The organism is Mesomycoplasma flocculare ATCC 27399 (genome assembly GCF_000815065.1).
In the GTDB taxonomy this organism is placed as follows: Bacteria; Bacillota_I; Bacilli_A; order Mycoplasmatales; family Metamycoplasmataceae; genus Mesomycoplasma; species Mesomycoplasma flocculare.
On record NZ_CP007585.1, the window covers coordinates 686,269 to 706,277 of the forward strand.

A 20,009-nucleotide genomic window follows, 5' to 3' on the forward strand; every position below is an offset into this window, starting at 1 on the left:
AAAATGATAAAAACTAAAAGCTTTAAACATTTATTATTAAAATCTTTGCTAATTCCTAGCAGTTTTATTATGCCAGTTTTATTAGCAATTGCTTGCAAAGACACAAAACCCGAAAAAAAACTTGAAGCTGAATCCGAGTCAAAAACTGATGCAAAATCGCAAAGCGAGACTGAAAGCCAACCTGAGACTCCTGCGCTTTTAAGTGATAATAATATTAGCACAGCAAATCTTGAAAAACTTCCAATTATTCTAAAAAGTGTTAGCGGTTTTACCAACTTCGAAAATTTATCGATTGATTCTGTTGGCGATGATTTTAAAGAGCTAAAATTTGCAACAACTAACAAAGAAGATGATAAACAAATAAATATTACAGTTAAAAACAAAAAATATATCAATAATGACAAAGAAACCTCACTAAATCAAGGAAAATTAATATTTACTCTCGAAATTTCTGCTAAAAACTCTCCAGATACCAAAATCGAGAAGGATATCGAAATTTCCGGGTTTCGTAAATCGCGAAGTTCACAAATAAATCTAAATTGAGCAGACAGATTTGCCCCAGGCAGCAAAGATGAGTTTATAAAATATTTTAATAAAGATAATTATGAACGATTCCAAAGTGATTCTGCAAAATATTTAAATGCTCTTGAAAATCAGCTTGCTTATTCGCAAGGCAAGTCCAGTTTTGATCTTGCTTCTTGAAGACCTGAAGTTCCAAGAACCGAAGACCAAATAAAAAAATATGATACAAAAGCAAAGGAACTTAAACTTGATACTTATATCAACGCGCTAAAAAAAGGTTTTACAATGCCTATTTATTCTGAAAATGGCGAAGTAAAGGGGCTTAAACTTTTAGATCAAGCTGAAATTCCGAAAGGCCCAGCATGATGAGATATCATTAACAGAAATGAAAATCAAACAAATGGGCTAGCTCGTTATATTCCAAACGAAAAATATAAAGACGCCGCTTTGCAAACCTATTCTGTCTTTTTTTCATGACCTGCAACAATTGATGATATAAGTCCAGAATATTTAAAACCATTTTTAGAAAGCAAAAAACCTGGTGTTAACCCAATGCAGCAAACCGCGCGAGGGACAATGTGAATTCTTGACTATCAGATTCCGGAAAATCAAACACAGCAACCAACGAAATGATATTTTGGAACAAATAATCACGTTCTTGAAGAATATCGGAAAGACGCTACCAATTTTAGCCTCACAGTTTTAAAACCAAATGTTGGGATTAGGACAAAACTAAAAACCGCTAAAGGGGCAACTGATGAGTCTTATATAACTGCCGCTTTTGACAGAAATAGTTTAGAACCACAGGCAAAAAATGATCATGAGGATAAAAAAGCGGATTATATCTCGCCTAGCGACTATGGAATACCAGGAATTCGTATTGTCTATCGGGCTACTGATTATCTTAATAGCTCCCCAAAAGATTTTCTTGTTGATCAAGACAAAAATAATGAAAAATATAAGGATCTTGAAGAGTTTTTAGACTTTGGGGTTATCGAAATCGATTTTTCGAAATTTAAAGTACCAGAGGGTTATTCTTCTCGAGATGAATTTATCAAAACAATAACAAATGATTATTATAATAAAAAAGATAAACAAATTAAATTCTTAAAAACTTCATATCTAACAGATTATTCAAAAGCTGATACAAAATTAGCTGATCTTGATAATAAAAAAAGCGATAGTACCGATCAATTATTTATTGTTGGTTATCCTCAAGCTACCAACGATTATTTTTTAGATAAATATGAAGATTCCTACGATTATAAATTAAGTAAACTCGGATATTCGCTCTGAATGAACTCAGATTCATCATTTTATAATAGTTTATCCAATGATGAAAACAATCCTGATTCACAGGAAAATAAGAAAGCAAACAAAGGAAATTATTTATCTTTAAATATTGGCTATCGCAGTTTTGGTGATAAACCCGGGCTTACTGATGCTTTTATTGCAGCCCCAAAGGTGGGCAAAGCACTACATAAATCTACAGTTATGGCCGATCCTGTCCATATTAAAAAAGTAACAAAGGAAGTTGAGGAAAATGGAAAAAAAGTAACAAAAGACTTAGGTGAGCTTCCTGTTGCGAATAAAAAAAGTTATATTGGCTCTGGACTTTTATACCTGCCAAGACATTATGCCCCCGGGGGAGGAGCTTCGGGTTCATCGATAAGAAACCAAAATAATGAATTAGTTGGCATTTATTTTGTTTCAAACGATTCGGCAAAAACAGGATTGGCTGCCGCTTTTCGCTCTGAAGGTTTTGATTATAAAGGGTTATACGGAAAATATAATCTTCCGCAATACGATCTAATCTATGGTGGGGGAAAAGACCAAAAAACCTCATTTAGACAAGCGCTACAAACAATTTATGGTGATAATTTTAAAACTTCTTTGTTCCCAAATAGCGTAAAACAAATTCCCGAAGAATATAAATTTAATAATTCAAATTCAAACACACAAAAATAAGCCCGAATAATTAAACTAAAACAAAAATTTAAAGCTTATTTTGCTTTACTATCTCTGATTTTAGAAATAATTCAAATGTAAATAAGTTAAAAAGGAAATAATTATGAAAAAAACTTCGTAATTTTTCTTTCTGTAAACGAAGCCCTGTACCATCAGTTATTCAAACAAATTCAAAATTAAATTTTTTTGCTTTTTCTGCTAAAGCTTTAAATCTTTCAATTTCCGAATTAAATTTTGACCCAGAAGAATTAAAAAAATTTGTCTCAACTACAAAAACTTTTTGATTTAGTTTTTATACTAAATCAAAAAGTTTTTGTAGTTCGGTTATTTTTTCCTGTTTTTTATAAGTAATTTGGTATTTTTTTAATAAATTTACCTTTTTTTCCATTTCTAACATAAACATTTAAATCTTTTCCATTATATTGAAATCCTATAATATCTTGGTGTTTTTCTAATTCCATATAATCAAATAATTGATTTTGAAATTTAGCATTCTCTTTTTTTGCATCTAAAATAAAAATAACACCATCATAAAAATAGTATCCATCAGGTTTTGTAGCTTGATAACCATTTTTGTCTTTTTTATATAAAGGAACAGATCCATCTGTTTGATTTTTAAGTCCTAAAATGGAGCTGAATTTTTCTACAACTTTGAATTCTGATTTTAACATTTTCATCTTCATCCTTTACATATTTTTATATTTTTACTAAAATAACAATTATTAATTAATGATTTAATTACTTTTTTTAGTAACTTATTTAATAAAATTTTTAAATAGAAATTTAATTGATGAAAAATTCAAGTAGTATAATATTCATTATAGAAGTACAAAATAAAGGAATAATATGAAAAGAAAAATTACAATTACAGAGCACGATGATGGTTCAATTACAATCAAAATAAAATAATTACATATAAATACTTATAAACTTCTATATTAAAAAAATAACTTAATTGTTATTTTTTTAATATTAATTTATTTATAAAATCAAAGCATTCAGGGAATTATGAAACTTTTTAGTATCATAAACTATTTTATTAATTTAAATAAACCATCTAATATTTTTATTTTTTTTCTTAAGTTTTTATTGCATTCCTTTTTAAATCTTCATTTATTTACGTATTCTTATTTAATAAAATTTATAAAAAACAAAGTAGAAATTCAAAATCCAGAATTTATAACTTGAATTTGTATTTCAGTTGTCTCTTTTGTTTTGTTTTTTATCATTGAATTAATATTAATTTTTAAAACAAATAATGTTTTATACAATACCAAAAGAAAAAATATTAATTTTTTAAGTAATAAAATTGCAAAAGAATCTTATGATTATATTTTAGAAAACAAAACTTCATATATTTCTAAGTACAATGTAAATTTATCGGTTGCTTTTTCAATGAATGAATTAATTTATTCTATTCTTTTTTCATCAATTTTTAATATTCCTATTACTATTTTATTTTTGTTTTTGACAGAAGTAAATATTTGAATAATTATTTTACATTGCGTTATTGCTTTGATTATTTCTATTATTATATTAATAAAGTTTTCTTCAGTTTTAAACAAATTACAAGAAAAATTAGAAAAAATATTAAGTTTAAATGCAAAAAAACAAATCAAATTTTTTAGTTTATTCAAACTATTTTACTTTTTCAATAAAAGAAAAATTTTTAAAACCTTCTTAAAAAATCAAGTTTTGGATAAATATACAAAAGAATTTCAATTACTTAAACAGTTTTATTACAATCAATATTTTTTGGAAATTATTTTTTCAGTTTTCTTATTTAGTTCATTAATTACTTTATCAGTTCTAACATATACTAAAACATTTCCTTGAGAATCTTTTATTAGTTTATTTTCTTTAACTACTAGTTTTATTTTTTCAATTTCTTCAGTTTTTTCTTTTACTTTAATTTTTAAAACTCTTACACCTTATTTAGAAATTTTTATCACTTCACAAGAAGTAAATTCTTCTACAAAAATAGAATTAAATGAAGAAATAATAAGTATTTCAATTAAAAATTTAAATTTTAAGTACAATGAAAATGAAATGGTGTTTCAAAATTTAAACCTGGAATTTTTAACAACTAAAAAATATGGAATAATATCGCCTTCAGGAAGAGGAAAATCCACACTTTTGAAATTAATTTCTGGTTTAATCACTAATTACGAAGGTCAAATACTAATAAATAACAAATTAGAATACAAAAGTATTTCAGATGAAAGTTTAAGAAAAAATATAGCTTTACTTACAAATGAAAATGTTATTTTTCAAGATACTTTAGAGAATAATATAAGTTTGTGAGATAAGAATTTAAACAAAAAAAAATTAGAATTTTTGGTTAATAAATATGGAATTTTAGAATTTTCAGATTTAAATAAAGAAATAAATAATTCTGTTTTATCTGAAGGTGAAAAACAGAAAATTGCACTTGCAAGATTAGAATACCAAGACTTAAATATTATGTGTTTGGATGAAGCATTTGATAATATATATAAAGATGATGTTTTAAAAATTTATAAAGATTTTTTATCTCAGAAGAATAAAACAGTTTTTATTGTAAGCCATCATATTCCAGAAGAAATTAAGCATTTATTTGATGAAATTATTGAATTATAGGAAAAGCAATGAACCAACCACCAAAACATTTTTGATTTATTATTTGAAACTGAATTAATGTAATATTTACTATTGCTTTTAATGTTTTTAGTATTATTTCACCTTATTTTATTTTTTATTCTATTATCAACGAAAATTGGTTTTTTCTTTTGTTTTGAAGTATATCTTACTTTTTAGCTTCATTAATTTTAGGATTTTTTGAAACAATAAATACTGCTTATTTTAAAGGTTTCTTAATTCATCATAAAATGAAGCTTTTTAAGCAATTCCAGTCTTTTTTACTAAAAGTAACATTTAAACAGTATAATGAAAAATCACCTGGTTATTACTATTCACAAATAAATAATACTACTGAAACTATTGTTTCTACTTTTTATTCTGAATTGTTTAAAATTATCAAAATTATTTCTATTATTGGAATAACTTTAGGAATTATATTTTACTTTTCTTGAATCTTAGGTTTAGTTACTATTTTAATATTATCAATTTTCTTTTTATATACATCATTTTTATCCAAAAAATTAAGTGCTTTATTAGATACAAAATTGAAAAAACAATCAGAATTTAATTCGTCTTTAAGTGATTTTTTAAAGAATTTACCAACTTTATACGTTTTAAATAAAAATAATAAATTAGAAGATGTTATAGATATAAGATATCAAAGTCTTTTAACATACGAGAAAAAATATTCAAAATTATCAAATTTTATTTCTTTTGTAAATAAGAATACAAGCAAATTATTTTCATTTTTATTTACTATATCGATAGTTGTATTTTCTCTTTGAGATTCTCATAACAATATAGATAATGAAGTAATTATATTTGCAAATATTTCTTTAGTAGCTTTAGTACAACTATGTTTTGATTCTTTCTTTTCCAACATAGAAGAACTTTTTGATTCATTTCCTAATTTAATAGCAAGTTGAAAAAATATTAAGTCTTTCAAACAAGATCTTGTATTTAAAGTAGAAAATTCTGAAAATCAATTGCAAGATTTAGAAGAAACTTTTTCTTTAATTAGTATTAAAAATTTAAACTATAAATTAGAAGATAGAGTTTTATTTAATAATTTAAATTTAGAAGTTCAAAAAGGTAAAAAATATTTACTAAAAGGAGCTAACGGGTCTGGAAAGTCCACATTTTCAAGGATTTTATTAGGCGTTGAGAAGAAATTTGAAGGTCAAATTTTAATAAATAACAAATACGATATAAAAAAAATAAATCCTGATTCTATAAATAACCATATTAATTATGTATACAACAATTCAGACTTAATTAATGCATCAACTTTAGAAAATATTTCGCTTTTGGAACCGAAAACAAAAGATGAGATTAGGCCGTTATTAGAAAAGGTAAATTTTGAAAACCTTGATTTAGACAAGAAAATTGATTCTGATGTTGATAATTTTTCCACTGGACAAATCCAAAAAATCCACCTTGCACGGTCGCTCTATAATCCAAAAGAAATTTTAATAATTGACGAAGGGCTTTCAAACTTAGACAAAGAAAGTTATGTAAAAATCATATCTGAACTTATTGCGGATAAAAATTTAACATTAATTTTCATTACCCATCATTTTGATTCAGAAATTTTTGCTGAATTTGATAAGGTAGTTTCACTAGATTAAGAAAAAAGTAAAAAATTATTAAAAAATAAGAAAAAATACTTGTTTTTCATAATTTTTTACTTTTTTTAGTAATTTGGCTAATTTTTCTTAAATTCCATCAGGAAACAAAGCGGTCTTGCGATCGCCATTTTCAAAGCCGTTTGGATAAATTTCCTTTAAATTTTGTCTAAAAGATCGAGTTTGACTCGGGAACTTTTGTAGGTTAGAACCATCAATTAAATTGTAAGCTTTGATAGTTTTCTCGCCATCGCTAAGATCTTTTGAAAGTAAAAATGGTGTATATGAAGCTCTGGCTAATAAATCCCACCTGTTAGAGCTTAGTGCTACTCCGCTATAAACCCCAATCATTTGACCAAATTCGTTATAAACAAGCGAACCAGAAGCCCCAAAATAAAGGGAGGAAAATTTGATATTCTGATTAAACCCATAATAATCACCTAATAGGCGATGAAAAACTTTTGTATATGGGTTAAGGTTAAAACTTAACATTTTCCCTTCATAATCATTAGTGGAGATAGCAAACGTGTTTGCATTTTCAGGAGATCGATGATAAGATTGCATTGTTTTATCGTTTCTCTCAATGGGATTATTTCAAGTAAGCACTGAATTTCCATCATCAATTCCAGGATAGCCCAGAACATAAACGTTTTTGGAATTAGTTAAAAACTCTTTGTTTTCTTGCATTTTTGAAGCTGTGACATAATCAATTGTTGGCATATAAAAAGAAATTTTTTTATCTTGATTAGGAAGATCAGTTTGTTTATTTCGTTTTAGATAGGAATCTAACGCAGCTATTGCTTTTTTTATCCAATCTTTAAGCGTTTCATCAGCGTTTGCCAAATTAACTTCTAATTCAAAAACAGCAAAATCTGTATATAAAGGAATAAATTCGTCTTTTTCTAAGCTGCTTTTGATAATTTTGCTTTCTGTAAAATCTTCCTCTGGTTCAACTTGTGATTTTAGATATTCAAGTCGCAATTTTGATTTATTTTTTATATCATCTTGAAAGGGTTTTATATAATCTCTATTAATAAAATCATAGCCAGCAAAAATTAATTTAGGCGCTGAAAAAGCTGTTGTTTTTGTAGTAGAATTAGCTGATAAACCTGAACGGTTTGCATTTTTAAAATTTTCATCTGAGGCATAAAATTTAGCTTGATTATTTTTATTAGTCGAAAAATCATAATTATTATTATGGCTTGCGAAAATTTGGGGAGCTTGAATTGATTTTCCTAGTGAAATAGAAGTTGCTTTATCCTTACTTGGGTCTTCATAATTTAGTTTTTTTCCAAGATTTTCATCTAAAGTATTGGATAAATGCGAGGCAACATGCAGATTTGTCGCAAAAAATAATTTGTAATTATTTTCATCTTTTTTATGATAATCCAACAGTCAAATAGTCCCATTTTCAGTTGCTAAAAACTTATTCTCCTCGGGTTCACCATAAAATTTAACACCTTTAGCTAATGTTATGCCAAATTTTACTGAAAATGTTCGATCGTAAAGTTCCTTATACAAAATTTGAGGATCAACTGCTTTATATTTTTCAGCAAATAACGGATATTCGTTTGCCTTTAAATTCTTAGTTGCAAATTGAGGAAGCTGAAACACATCTGGTAATTGCAAACTATTACTAGGATTTGCTTGACTTTTATCAGGAAGAGCCTCTACTTGTTTTTGTGTTTTTGAATCAATATTTTCGTTTTTTTCTTCTTTTTTGGTTTCTTTGATTTCGTTACTTATTTGTTTTTCCGACACTTTATCATTTTTACAAGAAATTAAAAAGAAAAAAGCGGGAATTAGTGATAAAAATAAAAAATTTTTAATTTTTTTCATATCAATCTCTAGTTTTTTCTTTTTAATTTTAACCTTTTTTTTTTTTTTTTTGCAAAAAAAGGTAAAAAAATAAAAAAAACACACTAAAAAGCGTGTTTTTTTTATTTTTTTTATACTTTACTTAAATTAAACTACCGGATTTCTTTTAACAAGCGCTGCTTGAGGGATCTCAACTTTTTGGTTTGCTAAAAAATCTTTGTTTAAATATTCTTCTAATTTATGGGCAAATAAATCTCTGTTCTCTGTTGATTTATCATCTAAATTTTGGACATATTGACAATACTTGATTAAAGAATCGATATATTTTCCGCCTTCATATGCCCTTTCAATTTTATCATTTTCTTCAAGATTTAACATTGAATAACCATCACCGCCAACTGAAATAAAATCGTTTGTACTTAAATAATAAAATTTGTCATCGTCTATTGGTTTTTTATTGATTTTAAAAGAATTTATATCTGGCTTTCATAGCCAAGTTTGCGTTTTTGTTTTGGAATCTAAACCTTTTTCAACCTTAATATTGTATTCAATATTTGAAGAAAGTTGGGCAAAAGCCCCACTTCGACCTTTTGATAGCCCATATTCTAGCGCTTTTTTTAGGATTTCGCCTTTTAATTTGATAGTTACAATTCTGTTTCCAAAAGGACTAAGTCCGAGAATATCTCCTTTTGTAATTGGCCCTTTATTTAAATCGGTTCTTAGCCCACCGCCATTAACAAGCCCTAAAGAATTATCAAGTGTTATTATTTCCTTGTCTTTTTGCACATCTAGAACTTGTTCTTTTGCTACCTTAGCAAAGTCTCAGGCAATCGCATCAGCTGTCATCATTCCTAGCGATGTTGGCTTTAATCTACCAATTCAGTATGGGGTTTTTTCAATATCGATTGTTTGTATATGCTCAAAAACACCTGGTGAGTCAAAAACTTTCACTTCATTTTCTTTGCCATAAATTTTTTTTAGTTCTGAAATTCAATAGCTAGCCAAATCTTTAGTTACGATGTTAATTTGGTTAATATCCCTTAAAGATTGGACAATTTTTATAATCTGTCCTGTTTTAGTATCAAATACTAAATCGATATCTCCTAGTCATTTTGCATAAGCTTCAGTTTGAGTAACTCAAACATTTTTATCCTTATTTGGCTTATGAATTTCTATGTAAGTATGCGAATGACCGTCGATAATTAAATCAAGTCCTTGTCCTGTATCTTTGGCAAGTCAGTCCGAAGTTCATTCTTGTTTAGTTCTTCCGGTTCCAAGATGAGTTGTTGCAATTATAAAAGAAATTGAAGGATCTTTTTCTTTAATTTCGTTAATTGCTTTTCTAGTTTCAGATACTGGATCTTTAAATTCAACTCAGAATGAATTCTTTGGATGAGAAGTAATTTTTGTATCTGGAGTTGTCAGACCAATAATTGCAACTTTTAAACCATTAGATAATTCTTTTATTTTATAAGGCTGAAAAACTCTTTGGCCTTTTTTAAATTGGCTAGGTCTATTGTTTTTAACATTTTCTGCTACTTTTTTTAATTCCGCTTCTTGTGGTTCCCTTCAATAAATATTAGCCGAAATAAAAGGCATTGATCTTGTAAATTCTTCTTTAGCTGCTTCTTTGTCAAGATCAAGAATGTGCCTGATTCCATAGTCAAATTCGTGATTTCCGATTGCAACTGAATCATAACCAGAATATTTTGCGATTTTTGAAATCGTTTTCCCTTTATCAGTATCAGAGAGCGGTAAACCTTGAATTAAATCTCCTGCTGACAAGAGTAAATCCTTGTTAAACCTTTTTAGATATTGCCCGGTTTTATCCATTCCCGAATAATTATTGTATTTACCATCATCAAATTCTAGCCTGCCGTGCTCATCATTTGTGTGGAAAATTTTTACTGTTTTAAAACGTGAATTTTCTTTTTTTTCTAGTTCGTGTAATTTAGTAAAAAGAAAGTTGGCTTTGTTAATTAAAGGATCAATTTTTGCTTGTGCTTTGTTTATAATGCCAACAATTTCATCTGTGTCACTATTTGGTTTAGTTTTCCGAATAGTTTTTATTTTTTCTTGAAATTCTTTCAAATTATCTGAATACAATTTTACCGTATTAAAATATTCATCTCTAATTTGACTCGAAGTTTCTGAAGTTATAATAATTTCATTTTTGCAACTAACAATTAAAGGAATTGTTATAGCAAAAGTTGTAAAAGTAGAAAAAGTTAATAAAAAATTTTTCTTCAATTCATTCCCCTTTTGATTTTTCGCTGTTAAAAATTTAATTATATAAAAAAAGATGATTAAATACTAAAATTTCCGTTTTTTTTTATTGTGATTTCCAAAAAAATCCTTAGCTTGAATTGACTCAACCTAAAAATTAAAAATTTTATCTTTTATAAAATAAAAAGCAAATTAAAAAGCTAATAAATTTGCAAAAAAGATGGAAATTTTAGTATAATTAAGTGATTATTTAAAGATTCATGGAAAAAATTTCGAAAATCATTAAAAAGTATTAAAATTTTTAAAAACGAAAGAAAAATGAAAATAAAATTCCGAATAGTTATTTTTTCACTACTTTGGTTGTTAAAGCTACGTAAAATACGATCTGTTTGAAAAAAATATACTAAAAATAAAGTTGAATTAAGCCCTGAATTTCGAAGTGATTTAATTTTGAAATACTCAAAATTTATTTTAAAACTTTTTCAGGTTAAAATAAAAGTTTTTGGTTATGAAAACTTACCAAAAAATGCCGCAATTATCGTTGCAAACCATAATTCTTTCGCTGATTATTTTATTTTATTTGCAGCGCTTGAAAATCACGAAAAAGGCGAAGGCGAAATTAATCCAATTTTATCTTTTGTACTTGAAAAAAAATGGTACAATCATAAAAACAAATGAATTTTTTATTCACTTGATTCGATTTTTTTAGGTGATAACCAGAAAAACAACAGTTTAGAATTGAATAAATTTCTCAAATCTGTCCGTGAGAAACGTGCTTTTGGTATCGTTTTTTCTAAAGAGGCAGATAAAAACCAAGTATTTGAATTCCCAATTGATATTTTTAGTGCTGCAAAAAAAGTTGGCTTATCGTTTATACCTGTTACAATTAACTTTTCTGATAAAGATTCTTATAAATCAATTCGAAAAAAAACGCAAAATGTAGAAATTTTTATCCACAAACCGATTAAAACTGCCGCAGTTTTCTCACAAAGCAGTAAATCTTTGTTTTTAGCAGCAAAAAAAGCGATTTTTGAATCTTATAGTGGTGAAAAATAATGAAATTTGATAATAGTTTTGATATTAGATTAGGAAATTTCTCAGGGCCACTAGAATTACTTCTTGACCTTGTGAAATCAAAAAACATCGATATTCTTGATATTAACCTTGTTGAGCTGGCCAGTCAATATGTTAATATAATTGACAATTTAAAGAAAAAAAATATTCAAATTGCTAGCGAGTATTTGGTAATTGCGGCGACTTTAGTTCATTTAAAATCAAAAATTCTTCTTTTAACTGACAAAAAAGAAGAATTAGACCCTGAAATTGAGCAGGATAAACTTGAATTTTTAGCGCTTCTTTCTGATTACCAACAAATTAAAAATATCGCTAACATGTTAAAAGAACAACAAGAACATCGAAACGATTATTTTGAAAAAAACACATCAAATTACAGCGATTTTCGGCGAACTAGTAATCCAAGCCAACTTGATGGACACTCATCCCAGCCAATTTTAGTTAAAATTTTAAAATTAATGTTTGATCGAACAAGAGCAAAAAATCGAATTAAAATTAACACAAAACAAGTGCAAGTGACAGCTGATCAACAAACTTTGTGAATTAAAAATATTTTAAATCAAAAAGAAAACTTTTCTTTTTCCGAACTTTTTTCGCTTCCAAGTATGAAACATTTTGTCATCACAATGATTTCGATGCTCGAAATGGCAAAAAAACAAGATTTACACTTAAAACAACAAGGGCAATTTTCTGAAATTTCAATTTACCGTGGAGGTTTTGATGAAAACTAGAATTATCGAAGCAATTTTATACCTACAAGGCGAAAAAGGGCTCTCATCCCAACAGCTTCAAAATTGCCTAAAAATGACAAGAATCAATGAAGCACGTAAACTTTTAAAGGATTTTGCCATTGAATTCAACCGTCAAAAACGTGGAATTTTAGTCGTTGAATTTGATGATATTTTCAAATTTGTTACCGCAAAAGATTTAAAACCTTTCATAATCAATTTTGTCAGCAACGAAAGAAAATACCGCCTAAGTAATTCCGCAATCGAAGTTGCCGCAATAATTGCTTATAAACAACCCGTCACTCGAAGCACCATTGCCCAAATTCGCGGCGGTATTAACTCTGACTATATCGTTGGCTCTTTATTAGCAAAAGGAATTATTGAGGAATTAGGAACTGCATCCACACCAGGAAATCCAACACTTTATGGGGTAACGTCGCGATTTTTTGATTATTTTAAACTAAGGTCAGCTAAAGATTTACCAAAATTTAAGGAATTTGATCTTTTTAATAATAACACAGAAAATTCTCAAGTTGAAAGTTTCGACCTTTTTTCTTCTCAACGCGAAACTGATGAATAAAAAAATATGAAATCCGCATTAGAAATTAGTTCAGAACCAATTTTGCAGAGCCAAAATTTAATTTCCTTTAATTATGAATCGCCTCTTGAAGTTAGTAATTCAAAAATTATTGGCTTTATTTCAAACAAACCCAATTCAATTAACGAAAATTACATATATAGTTTAGCAACAATAATTTCTGCTTTTTTAAGAGAAAAGGGATTTAATAAAATTTTGATAAATAATAGTGTCAATAATTTTGGAATCGCTTTTGCTTCAATTTTTTATAGTATTATCGCTGAAGATCCAACAAGAAAAGTTTTAGTTTTTAATGAAAATTTTGGTTATTCACAAAAATTAGCGCGTCATTATTTTATAAACAGTAATTTTGATTTTTTAATTGATATCGAAATAAATTGAACTAGTAAAAATTCTAACCCTGGAATTATAACATTTTTTAAAAAAAAATTAACTTTTTTGACATTGGAAGAAGAAAAATTCATTAATTCGGCTGAAAAAACCCCTTTTTTCTTCAAAAATGATCAAATCGTAAAGCCCGAAAAATTCCCGATTAGTTATGAAAATATTTTTAAACTTCAAACATATTTAAATTTAAATTTGGAAAATCTACAAAAATTATACCAGTTTTATGATCCTGATTCTAATTTTTTAGCAAATTTTTTAAAAAGTAATTTTAACCTTAAAACAATTAAATTTTTGCCAATTAAAAAAATTTTTACAATCGAAAACATAATGAAACATGTTAGTGATAGTTCAATAATTTGAAAAAAAATCACGACTAGCGCAAAATTTGGTACCAACATAATTTTCTGACTAAGAAAAAACAAAATTGTTGCCGCCTATCGTAAAAATTTTAATTTTAATATTATCAAAGAAAAGGATTTACAACTATTATTTCTTAACTACCTTCGCCAAAATTGACAAAACGGAAAATATTTTTTGGTAAGCCAACAAAGCGATGATTACATTATCGATTATGTTCAGAAAAATTTTAATGCAAAAATTTGAAGATACTGTGAATATCGTGAAAATCCTGAAACAGCAATTCTCAAAATTCAATCCCAAAATCAAGAAGAAATTGTACTTATAACTGCAGAAAGCATACACTTTATACCCAAAAACACAAAAAAAGATACTTGCTTTGGGATAAGCTCCCATTTTTCAGCGCTTTGATACATAAAAGTTTTCGAATTTTTCGCTAAAAATAATCAAAACATCCTTGATATTATTAAGGTAATGAAAAACGAAGTTAACATGGTTTTTCATCGCAAAATTAGCCTAGAAATTCCACCTTCTAATTTTGACAAAATTGTAAATTTACTTATTAATGAAAAAAGTAGCGAACTTAAACCCCAAGGTTTTCACATTACAAATTCTAGCCTTGATAAAAGATCAATAAATCTGAAAGTTAATTTAAAAAAAAATGATTTTTATACTCTAAATTATTTTAAACCAAAACAAAAATTAACACTTTCAACGCACTTTTTAGCTAAAAATCACACTGAAAAACAGGCGGTTTTTCTTGAAAATGCCTTAATTGATAGATTAAAACTTGTTAATAAAGACGCAATTTTAACAAAATCTAATAAAAAAAAGAACATAATCAAATTTTCAATTTTTATTAGTATAATCATTCTGATCTTAATAATTTTATTTTATAATTTTTATAATTTAAGCTTTGTTGATGGTTCGCCGACAAAAATTTTTGTGAAATTTTATGATTTTTTCTTTTTTCCTCGCTTAAATCGACTAATTTTTGTCGGCGCTATTATTTATATGCTTTTTTGGAATATTAGCACGGCCTTTCAATTACGTCAAGTTTTTAAAAATCAAGGAATAAAAACAAGATTTAAACATCTGTTTGTGGGGGCTTTTATCGCAACATTTATGCAATTTTCCACTCCTTTTTCCTTTGGAGGCGAGATAAGTTATTACTGATACTTGCAACGAAAACAATATCCACTAAAAAATATTAGCGCAACTTTAACTTACAATGCTTTTGTCCATCAAGTTTTTAATTTATTGATTGGTTTGGTTCTAATTCCTATCGGTTTTGTATTTTATCAAGAACTTTTTAACCTTGATTCATGAGAAAAAGTTATCTTTTTTATTTGACTGATTGTAAATATTTTTCTTAACGCGCTTGTTTTATTAATAATTGCTATTATTTCGCTTTGGAAAAAATTGCAATATTCTCTAATTAAAATTTTTGTTTGATTTTTGAATCTCAATTTTTTCAAAAAAATTGAAGATAGACAACGGTTAGAATTTCGGTTTCAATTTTTAATGGACAATTTCAAAAAACATTTTAGCGAAGTACTTTCGAATAAAATGCTACTGACTAAAATACTGTTTATTTATAAATTACCAGTCTTTTTCATTAATTTTTCATTTGCTATTTTGGTTTTAGCAATGGAAAAAGGTGGCTTCAACTTAAAAAACATTAATTTTATGCATTATTTGAAATTTTTATCAGGATTTACAATCCTACAAATTTCGAATAATTTATCTCCTTCACCTGGTGGAGTTGGCACAGCCGATGTAATTACTAAATTAATTTTTCATAGCTTTTTTAGTGAAAAAACGGCTGTTAATTTAGATATTTTCAACTTTGCAAACAGAATTTTTACCTGATTTTTGCCTTATTTAATTTCCGGAATTGGAATTTTTACTGTGTGAATAGGCGAAAAAAGAATTGACCGTTATAAAGAAATTCGGAAAACTATGAAAAATAATTTAACTCTTAATTACGAACTAAAAAAACATGATACTAATTTTTTCCGCTACGTCTTAATTTTTTGAGGAATAATTACAATTTCATTATTTATTTTAATTTTTGTCCATTAACTTTGATAAAAATTTCTGCTGCTTTTGCAATCATAGCACCATTATCAGTGCAAAAAATTTTGTTCGGAATTACAATTTTATAATTTTTTTCATAATATTTAATTAATTCACGAATTTCAGAATTAGCAGCAACACCTCCTACTAAAGTTAAAGTTTTAACATTCTTTTTACTTAAAAGCGCAAGATCAAGCTGCCTTTTTAAGTATTTTATGACCGTTTTTTGAAATGAAATTGCGATATTTACAGTTTGTTTTTCAGAAAGTTCATTTTTTTTCTTTAAATTATTAATATAATTTACCACTTGGGTTTTTAACCCGCTAAACGAAAAATCTAGCGTATTTTTAAGGATTTTTGGCAAACTAAAATCGATTAATTCTTCATTTTTTATTGTATTTTCCTGCGAAATTAAATCAATCTTGGGCCCACCTGGAAAAGCCAACCCTAAATTTCTTCCGATTTTATCATAAATTTCTCCAAGCGCATCATCAATTGTAGATCCAATAATTTCCAAATTTTCTTCGCTTGAAGCTCAGATTAACTGACTGTGCCCTCCTGAAATAAGAAGGGAAAGCACTGGAAATTCTAATTCACTTTCGAGATTAGCAGACCAAAAATGCCCTAAAAGATGATTAATTGGAACTAAGGGCTTTTCAAAATAGAGTGAAAGTGCGCTTGCAAATAAAAAACCGATTTTTAAAGAACCAATTAATCCAGGGTTTTTGGTATAAGCAATTGCATCAATTGCAGAAAAATCAACTTTTTTTTCTAATAATTTTTCTAAAATTATTGCTAAATTTCGCGTGTGCTCACGAGATGCAAGTTCCGGAATTGTTCCACCAAATTTTTGTTGTAGGTCAATTTGGCTAATTGTTAGCAAAATTTCGACCTTATTTTCATTTAAAAGCGCAATTGATGCATCATCATGAGAAGTTTCAATACCTAAAATTTTCATTTTCTCTTCTTTTTAAATTTTTATTTTGTATATTTTGATGACATGCTATAATTATAATATAAATTTTAAACACTGGGGTCAGTACTCAAGAGGCTGAAGAGGACGCACTGCTAACGCGTTAGGGGAATTAATCCCGCGCAGGTTCAAATCCTGTCTGACCCGCCATATTTTATATTGGTTCAAAAAATTTGATTTATTTTTTGATTTCGATTTTATTTTTATATTTGGTTAAAATAGATAAATTTCTTTCACTTTATAATTTAATCTCTTATTATAGTTTCTATTATTACAAAACCATATTTTCAGACTTCCTTTTACTTGTTTTGTATTAAACTTTGTGTTATAAACATTAAAATTATTTCTTTATTTTCCTTTATATTTTTTATTTAGGGCAACTCCTTTTATTTAATAAATAATAATAATAATAATATAGTTATACTAATAAAAAACCAGAAATTTTAAACAACAGAAAATTTCTGGTTTTTCTTTTCTATTAAAGCAAATATAAGAATAAACTTTTATAGTCGTTTTTACTAATTTTTTCCAAAATTTTTCTTAAAAATCTTTAAATATAAAAAAATCATTTATTTTATGTGATTTTTTATTTTTTAAGCAAGTTTAAGCGTTAATTTAACCAAAAAATTATTTTTTTATTTAAAAAAGAAAAAGGCAGCAAAAATTAATTCAAAATTCTTTAAAACATATCATTTTATTTGAATTTTATTTAATTTTCGCGCCAGAGAAGGAAGTTTGTTTTAATTATTTTTAGTCATTTACTCTTTTTAAATTTTTATATTCAAATGTTGCTGGTGCCCGGCGGCCAAAGACATTTTCAAGCTCGACAGTTATTAAGGTTTTAGTCTCATTCATTTCAATAATTTTCCCAAAATCATCAGAAAAAGGACCTTGTGTAACTTTCACTCAATCACCAATTTCTCAACTGATTGCACCATCATTATTTTGTTGAAAACTAAGGATTTTTTGATTTCAATTATCTTTCATTCTTTCAAATTGCCGCAAAGAAATTGGTGTAGGCTTTGTTCCCCGACCATGAGAACCAACAAGACCTGTCACATATTGAGTATTTCGCACCACAAACCAAGCTTTGTCCACCATGTTCATTTTAATAAAAAAATAACCTTTATATAAATTTCGATATTTTAGCTTTTTTTCGCCGACTTTTTTAAGATCTTCTTCATAATAAGGAACATCAAATTTGATTATTTCCTGGAAATGCTCTTCCAAATTTTCATATTTAACTCGGTTTTTAAGTAAGCTAATTGCGGTATCTTCTTTTGAGGAAATAGTTGAAATCATATATCACTTATAAATTTTCATAATAGTTGCAACCCTTTGTCTAAATTCCGACACCGACTTGATTTCAAATAATAGCCGCAATAACTGTAACTCCCAAAAAAACAACCATAAAAATAAGTGAAAAAATAAGTGACTGACCAAAACTTTTAAAACTAACATGAGCACTAGGCCATTTCACTCTTTTCATTTCTTTTACAAAAAGACGAAAAAAATGCTTTTTCTCGCGTTTTTTTTTCTCTTTTGTTATTTTAGGTTCTTTTTTATTTTTTCCCTTCACTATTTTTCCTCTTGATGTAAAGTAGGTCTGCGACAAATTTTACAAAATTTGTTAATTTGAAGCCGGTTTTCAACCGATTTATTTGTTTTATAATTCCGATTTTTACAAATAAAACAACTTAAACTAATTTTTTTTTTCATAGGAATTATAAAATAGAATGACTAAATTTTATAAAATATAATTATAACCTATAAACTAAAAAAAATTACGTAATTTAATATTTGTTATTCGAACAAAATCATTAACTTTTTGAGTCGTAATCCCGATTTTTCTTGCTATTTCTTTTGTTGGGAGATCCTTAATAAAAAACATTTGAAACATTTCATGCTCAACTTCATCAAGTGAATTTGTTATTCGCTTATAAATATCTTGAATTTCATAGTTTTCTAAATCAAAATCAGCAGTAAACTGAATAGTTTCAGCCAATTCATCTAGCGAAACTGAAAAATTAGCGACTTGATAATTTTTTGTTGTAAATGAAGTTGCATAACCTAACATAAACAACTTAATTTTATACACAAGATAATTTTCAAGCGGAATGCCTAAACTAGGATCAAATTTTTCATATAGCGCCACAAATTTTTCGATTGATGCGTTAAATAAATCAAAATATGCTATCGGTATTTGCGGGAAAATTCTCATTACTTGCTTTGAACAGGCTAACAAAATATGTGAGTATTTATTTAAAACCTTGAGATAACGTTTGTTTTTTTTTATTTTTTCTTTTCGATCTAATCACATAGAAAACACATTTTTCTATTCCTTTATTTTTTGTTTTGTTTTAGAAAAAAAAGAATAATTCCAGTTGCAACAGTGACATTTAAAGAATCGACTGTACCTTCAATTGGAATAAAAAAAGTTTGATCACTTGCATATGATGTACTTTTTTGGATTCCAGTAGATTCATTGCCTAAAATTATTACACAGGGATAATTAAACTGAATTTCCTGGATTTTTATACTTTTTTCATTAAGGTCGGTGGCATAAATTCAAAAACCAAGTCTTTTTAATGTATTAATTGCAGCAACAATAGAATTAACTAGGATAAATTTAATTCCAACAAAGCCTCCAGATGAAACTTTTAAAGTAGTTTCATTTAATTTTGCCGCACGTCTTTTAGGCAAAATTAAATGCTGAATTCCGAAACAATTTGCTGTTCGAATGATGTTTCCAAGATTATTTTGATCATAAATATGATCAAGAACTAAAACGATTTCTGGCCTATCTTTTTTTAATATATCAATTTCAAAAAATCTGAAATTTTCAACAACACCAACAAAACCTTGGTGATTAACACTAACAAGTTTATCTAAAAATTCGCGGCTTACAATTTTTACTTTTTGATTTAAAAAAATTATATCTGTTATAGGCTTTAAAAGGTAAATTTCCTTAAAAACATACCCATTTTTGATTGCGTCAACTAATGAATTTTTGCCACAAACATATTTAACCATAC

16 protein-coding genes, 1 tRNA gene and 1 pseudogene are annotated in these 20,009 nt (G+C 27.0%); 8 read left to right on the plus strand and 10 right to left on the minus strand.

All coding sequences use genetic code 4. The annotated features are described in order from the left end of the window. The first annotated feature begins 3 nt into the window (after positions 1-3). Positions 4-2,490, plus strand: coding sequence for an Ig-specific serine endopeptidase MIP (gene mip / locus MYF_RS02810; protein WP_039387700.1), 2,487 nt, complete (start codon positions 4-6; stop codon positions 2,488-2,490). 28 nt (positions 2,491-2,518) lie between these two features. Here the strand turns inward: mip and MYF_RS03535 are convergent. Together MYF_RS03535 and MYF_RS02815 are read right to left on the minus strand one after the other, a co-directional pair. Continuing rightward, positions 2,519-2,716 (minus strand): annotated as a pseudogene (locus MYF_RS03535) (DpnII family type II restriction endonuclease); the annotation flags it as partial. A 115-nt stretch (positions 2,717-2,831) separates the two neighbouring features. After that, positions 2,832-3,167 carry a hypothetical protein gene (locus tag MYF_RS02815; RefSeq protein ID WP_231237886.1) on the minus strand — a complete coding sequence of 112 codons (336 nt, stop codon included), beginning with the start codon at positions 3,165-3,167 and terminating at the stop codon, positions 2,832-2,834. Between the two features lie 331 nt (positions 3,168-3,498). On the opposite strand from MYF_RS02815, the gene MYF_RS02820 reads away from it, so the two are divergent. Both MYF_RS02820 and MYF_RS02825 read left to right on the plus strand, forming a co-directional pair. Then, positions 3,499-5,109, plus strand: coding sequence for an ATP-binding cassette domain-containing protein (locus MYF_RS02820; protein WP_002557971.1), 1,611 nt, complete (start codon positions 3,499-3,501; stop codon positions 5,107-5,109). A gap of 8 nt (positions 5,110-5,117) precedes the next feature. After that, positions 5,118-6,737 (plus strand): ATP-binding cassette domain-containing protein, encoded by a 1,620-nt coding sequence (locus MYF_RS02825; RefSeq protein WP_002557970.1) that lies wholly within the window; start codon positions 5,118-5,120, stop codon positions 6,735-6,737. Between the two features lie 87 nt (positions 6,738-6,824). Here MYF_RS02825 and MYF_RS02830 read toward each other — a convergent pair whose 3' ends face one another. Further along, positions 6,825-8,573: an MIP family Ig-specific serine endopeptidase gene (locus MYF_RS02830; RefSeq protein ID WP_002557969.1), complete on the minus strand. Its 1,749-nt coding sequence runs from the start codon at positions 8,571-8,573 to the stop codon at positions 6,825-6,827. A 126-nt stretch (positions 8,574-8,699) separates the two neighbouring features. After that, entirely contained in the window at positions 8,700-10,802 is a 2,103-nt protein-coding gene (locus tag MYF_RS02835; RefSeq protein ID WP_002557968.1) for a 5'-nucleotidase C-terminal domain-containing protein, read from the minus strand. Positions 10,803-11,096: 294 nt separating this feature from the next. Between MYF_RS02835 and MYF_RS02840 the strand changes: the two genes are divergently transcribed. From MYF_RS02840 to MYF_RS02855, 4 genes are read left to right on the plus strand one after another with little or no spacing between them, the layout of a single operon-like run. Continuing rightward, complete coding sequence (locus tag MYF_RS02840; RefSeq protein ID WP_002557967.1) at positions 11,097-11,834, plus strand: lysophospholipid acyltransferase family protein; 738 nt, start codon at positions 11,097-11,099, stop codon at positions 11,832-11,834. Further along, positions 11,834-12,583 carry a segregation/condensation protein A gene (locus tag MYF_RS02845; protein WP_002557966.1) on the plus strand — a complete coding sequence of 250 codons (750 nt, stop codon included), beginning with the start codon at positions 11,834-11,836 and terminating at the stop codon, positions 12,581-12,583. The genes MYF_RS02840 and MYF_RS02845 overlap by 1 nt, the downstream gene beginning before the upstream one ends. Then, complete coding sequence (scpB, locus tag MYF_RS02850) at positions 12,573-13,160, plus strand: SMC-Scp complex subunit ScpB (RefSeq protein WP_002557965.1); 588 nt, start codon at positions 12,573-12,575, stop codon at positions 13,158-13,160. Before MYF_RS02845 ends, scpB begins: the two co-directional genes overlap by 11 nt. A 6-nt stretch (positions 13,161-13,166) precedes the next feature. Beyond that, on the plus strand, positions 13,167-16,007 hold the full coding sequence (locus tag MYF_RS02855; protein WP_002557964.1) for a lysylphosphatidylglycerol synthase transmembrane domain-containing protein: 2,841 nt from the start codon (positions 13,167-13,169) through the stop codon (positions 16,005-16,007). Here MYF_RS02855 and tsaD read toward each other — a convergent pair. Further along, positions 15,985-16,959 (minus strand): tRNA (adenosine(37)-N6)-threonylcarbamoyltransferase complex transferase subunit TsaD, encoded by a 975-nt coding sequence (gene tsaD, locus MYF_RS02860; protein WP_002557963.1) that lies wholly within the window; start codon positions 16,957-16,959, stop codon positions 15,985-15,987. The genes MYF_RS02855 and tsaD overlap by 23 nt on opposite strands. Before the next feature lie 75 nt (positions 16,960-17,034). Between tsaD and MYF_RS02865 the strand changes: the two genes are divergently transcribed. Next, positions 17,035-17,124: transfer RNA gene (locus MYF_RS02865), tRNA-Ser, on the plus strand. A 600-nt stretch (positions 17,125-17,724) separates the two neighbouring features. On the opposite strand, the gene nusG is transcribed toward MYF_RS02865, so the two are convergent. Genes nusG through rlmB form a run of 5 tightly spaced genes read right to left on the minus strand, consistent with a single transcriptional unit; the run spans position 17,725 to position 20,007 of the window. Further along, the gene (nusG, locus tag MYF_RS02870; RefSeq protein ID WP_039387704.1) at positions 17,725-18,297 is read right to left on the minus strand and encodes a transcription termination/antitermination protein NusG; all 573 of its coding nucleotides are present in this window, start codon (positions 18,295-18,297) and stop codon (positions 17,725-17,727) included. A 19-nt stretch (positions 18,298-18,316) separates the two neighbouring features. Continuing rightward, a complete protein-coding gene (gene secE, locus MYF_RS02875) occupies positions 18,317-18,553 on the minus strand; it encodes a preprotein translocase subunit SecE (RefSeq protein ID WP_051054328.1) in 237 nt (78 codons plus the stop codon). Next, positions 18,553-18,693, minus strand: a complete 141-nt coding sequence (gene rpmG, locus MYF_RS03275; protein ID WP_002557961.1) for a 50S ribosomal protein L33 — start codon at positions 18,691-18,693, stop codon at positions 18,553-18,555. The genes secE and rpmG overlap by 1 nt, the downstream gene beginning before the upstream one ends. Before the next feature lie 55 nt (positions 18,694-18,748). Further along, entirely contained in the window at positions 18,749-19,294 is a 546-nt protein-coding gene (locus tag MYF_RS02880; RefSeq protein ID WP_002557960.1) for a sigma-70 RNA polymerase sigma factor region 4 domain-containing protein, read from the minus strand. A gap of 23 nt (positions 19,295-19,317) precedes the next feature. Beyond that, complete coding sequence (gene rlmB / locus MYF_RS02885) at positions 19,318-20,007, minus strand: 23S rRNA (guanosine(2251)-2'-O)-methyltransferase RlmB (protein ID WP_002557959.1); 690 nt, start codon at positions 20,005-20,007, stop codon at positions 19,318-19,320. Between the last annotated feature and the right edge of the window lie 2 nt (positions 20,008-20,009).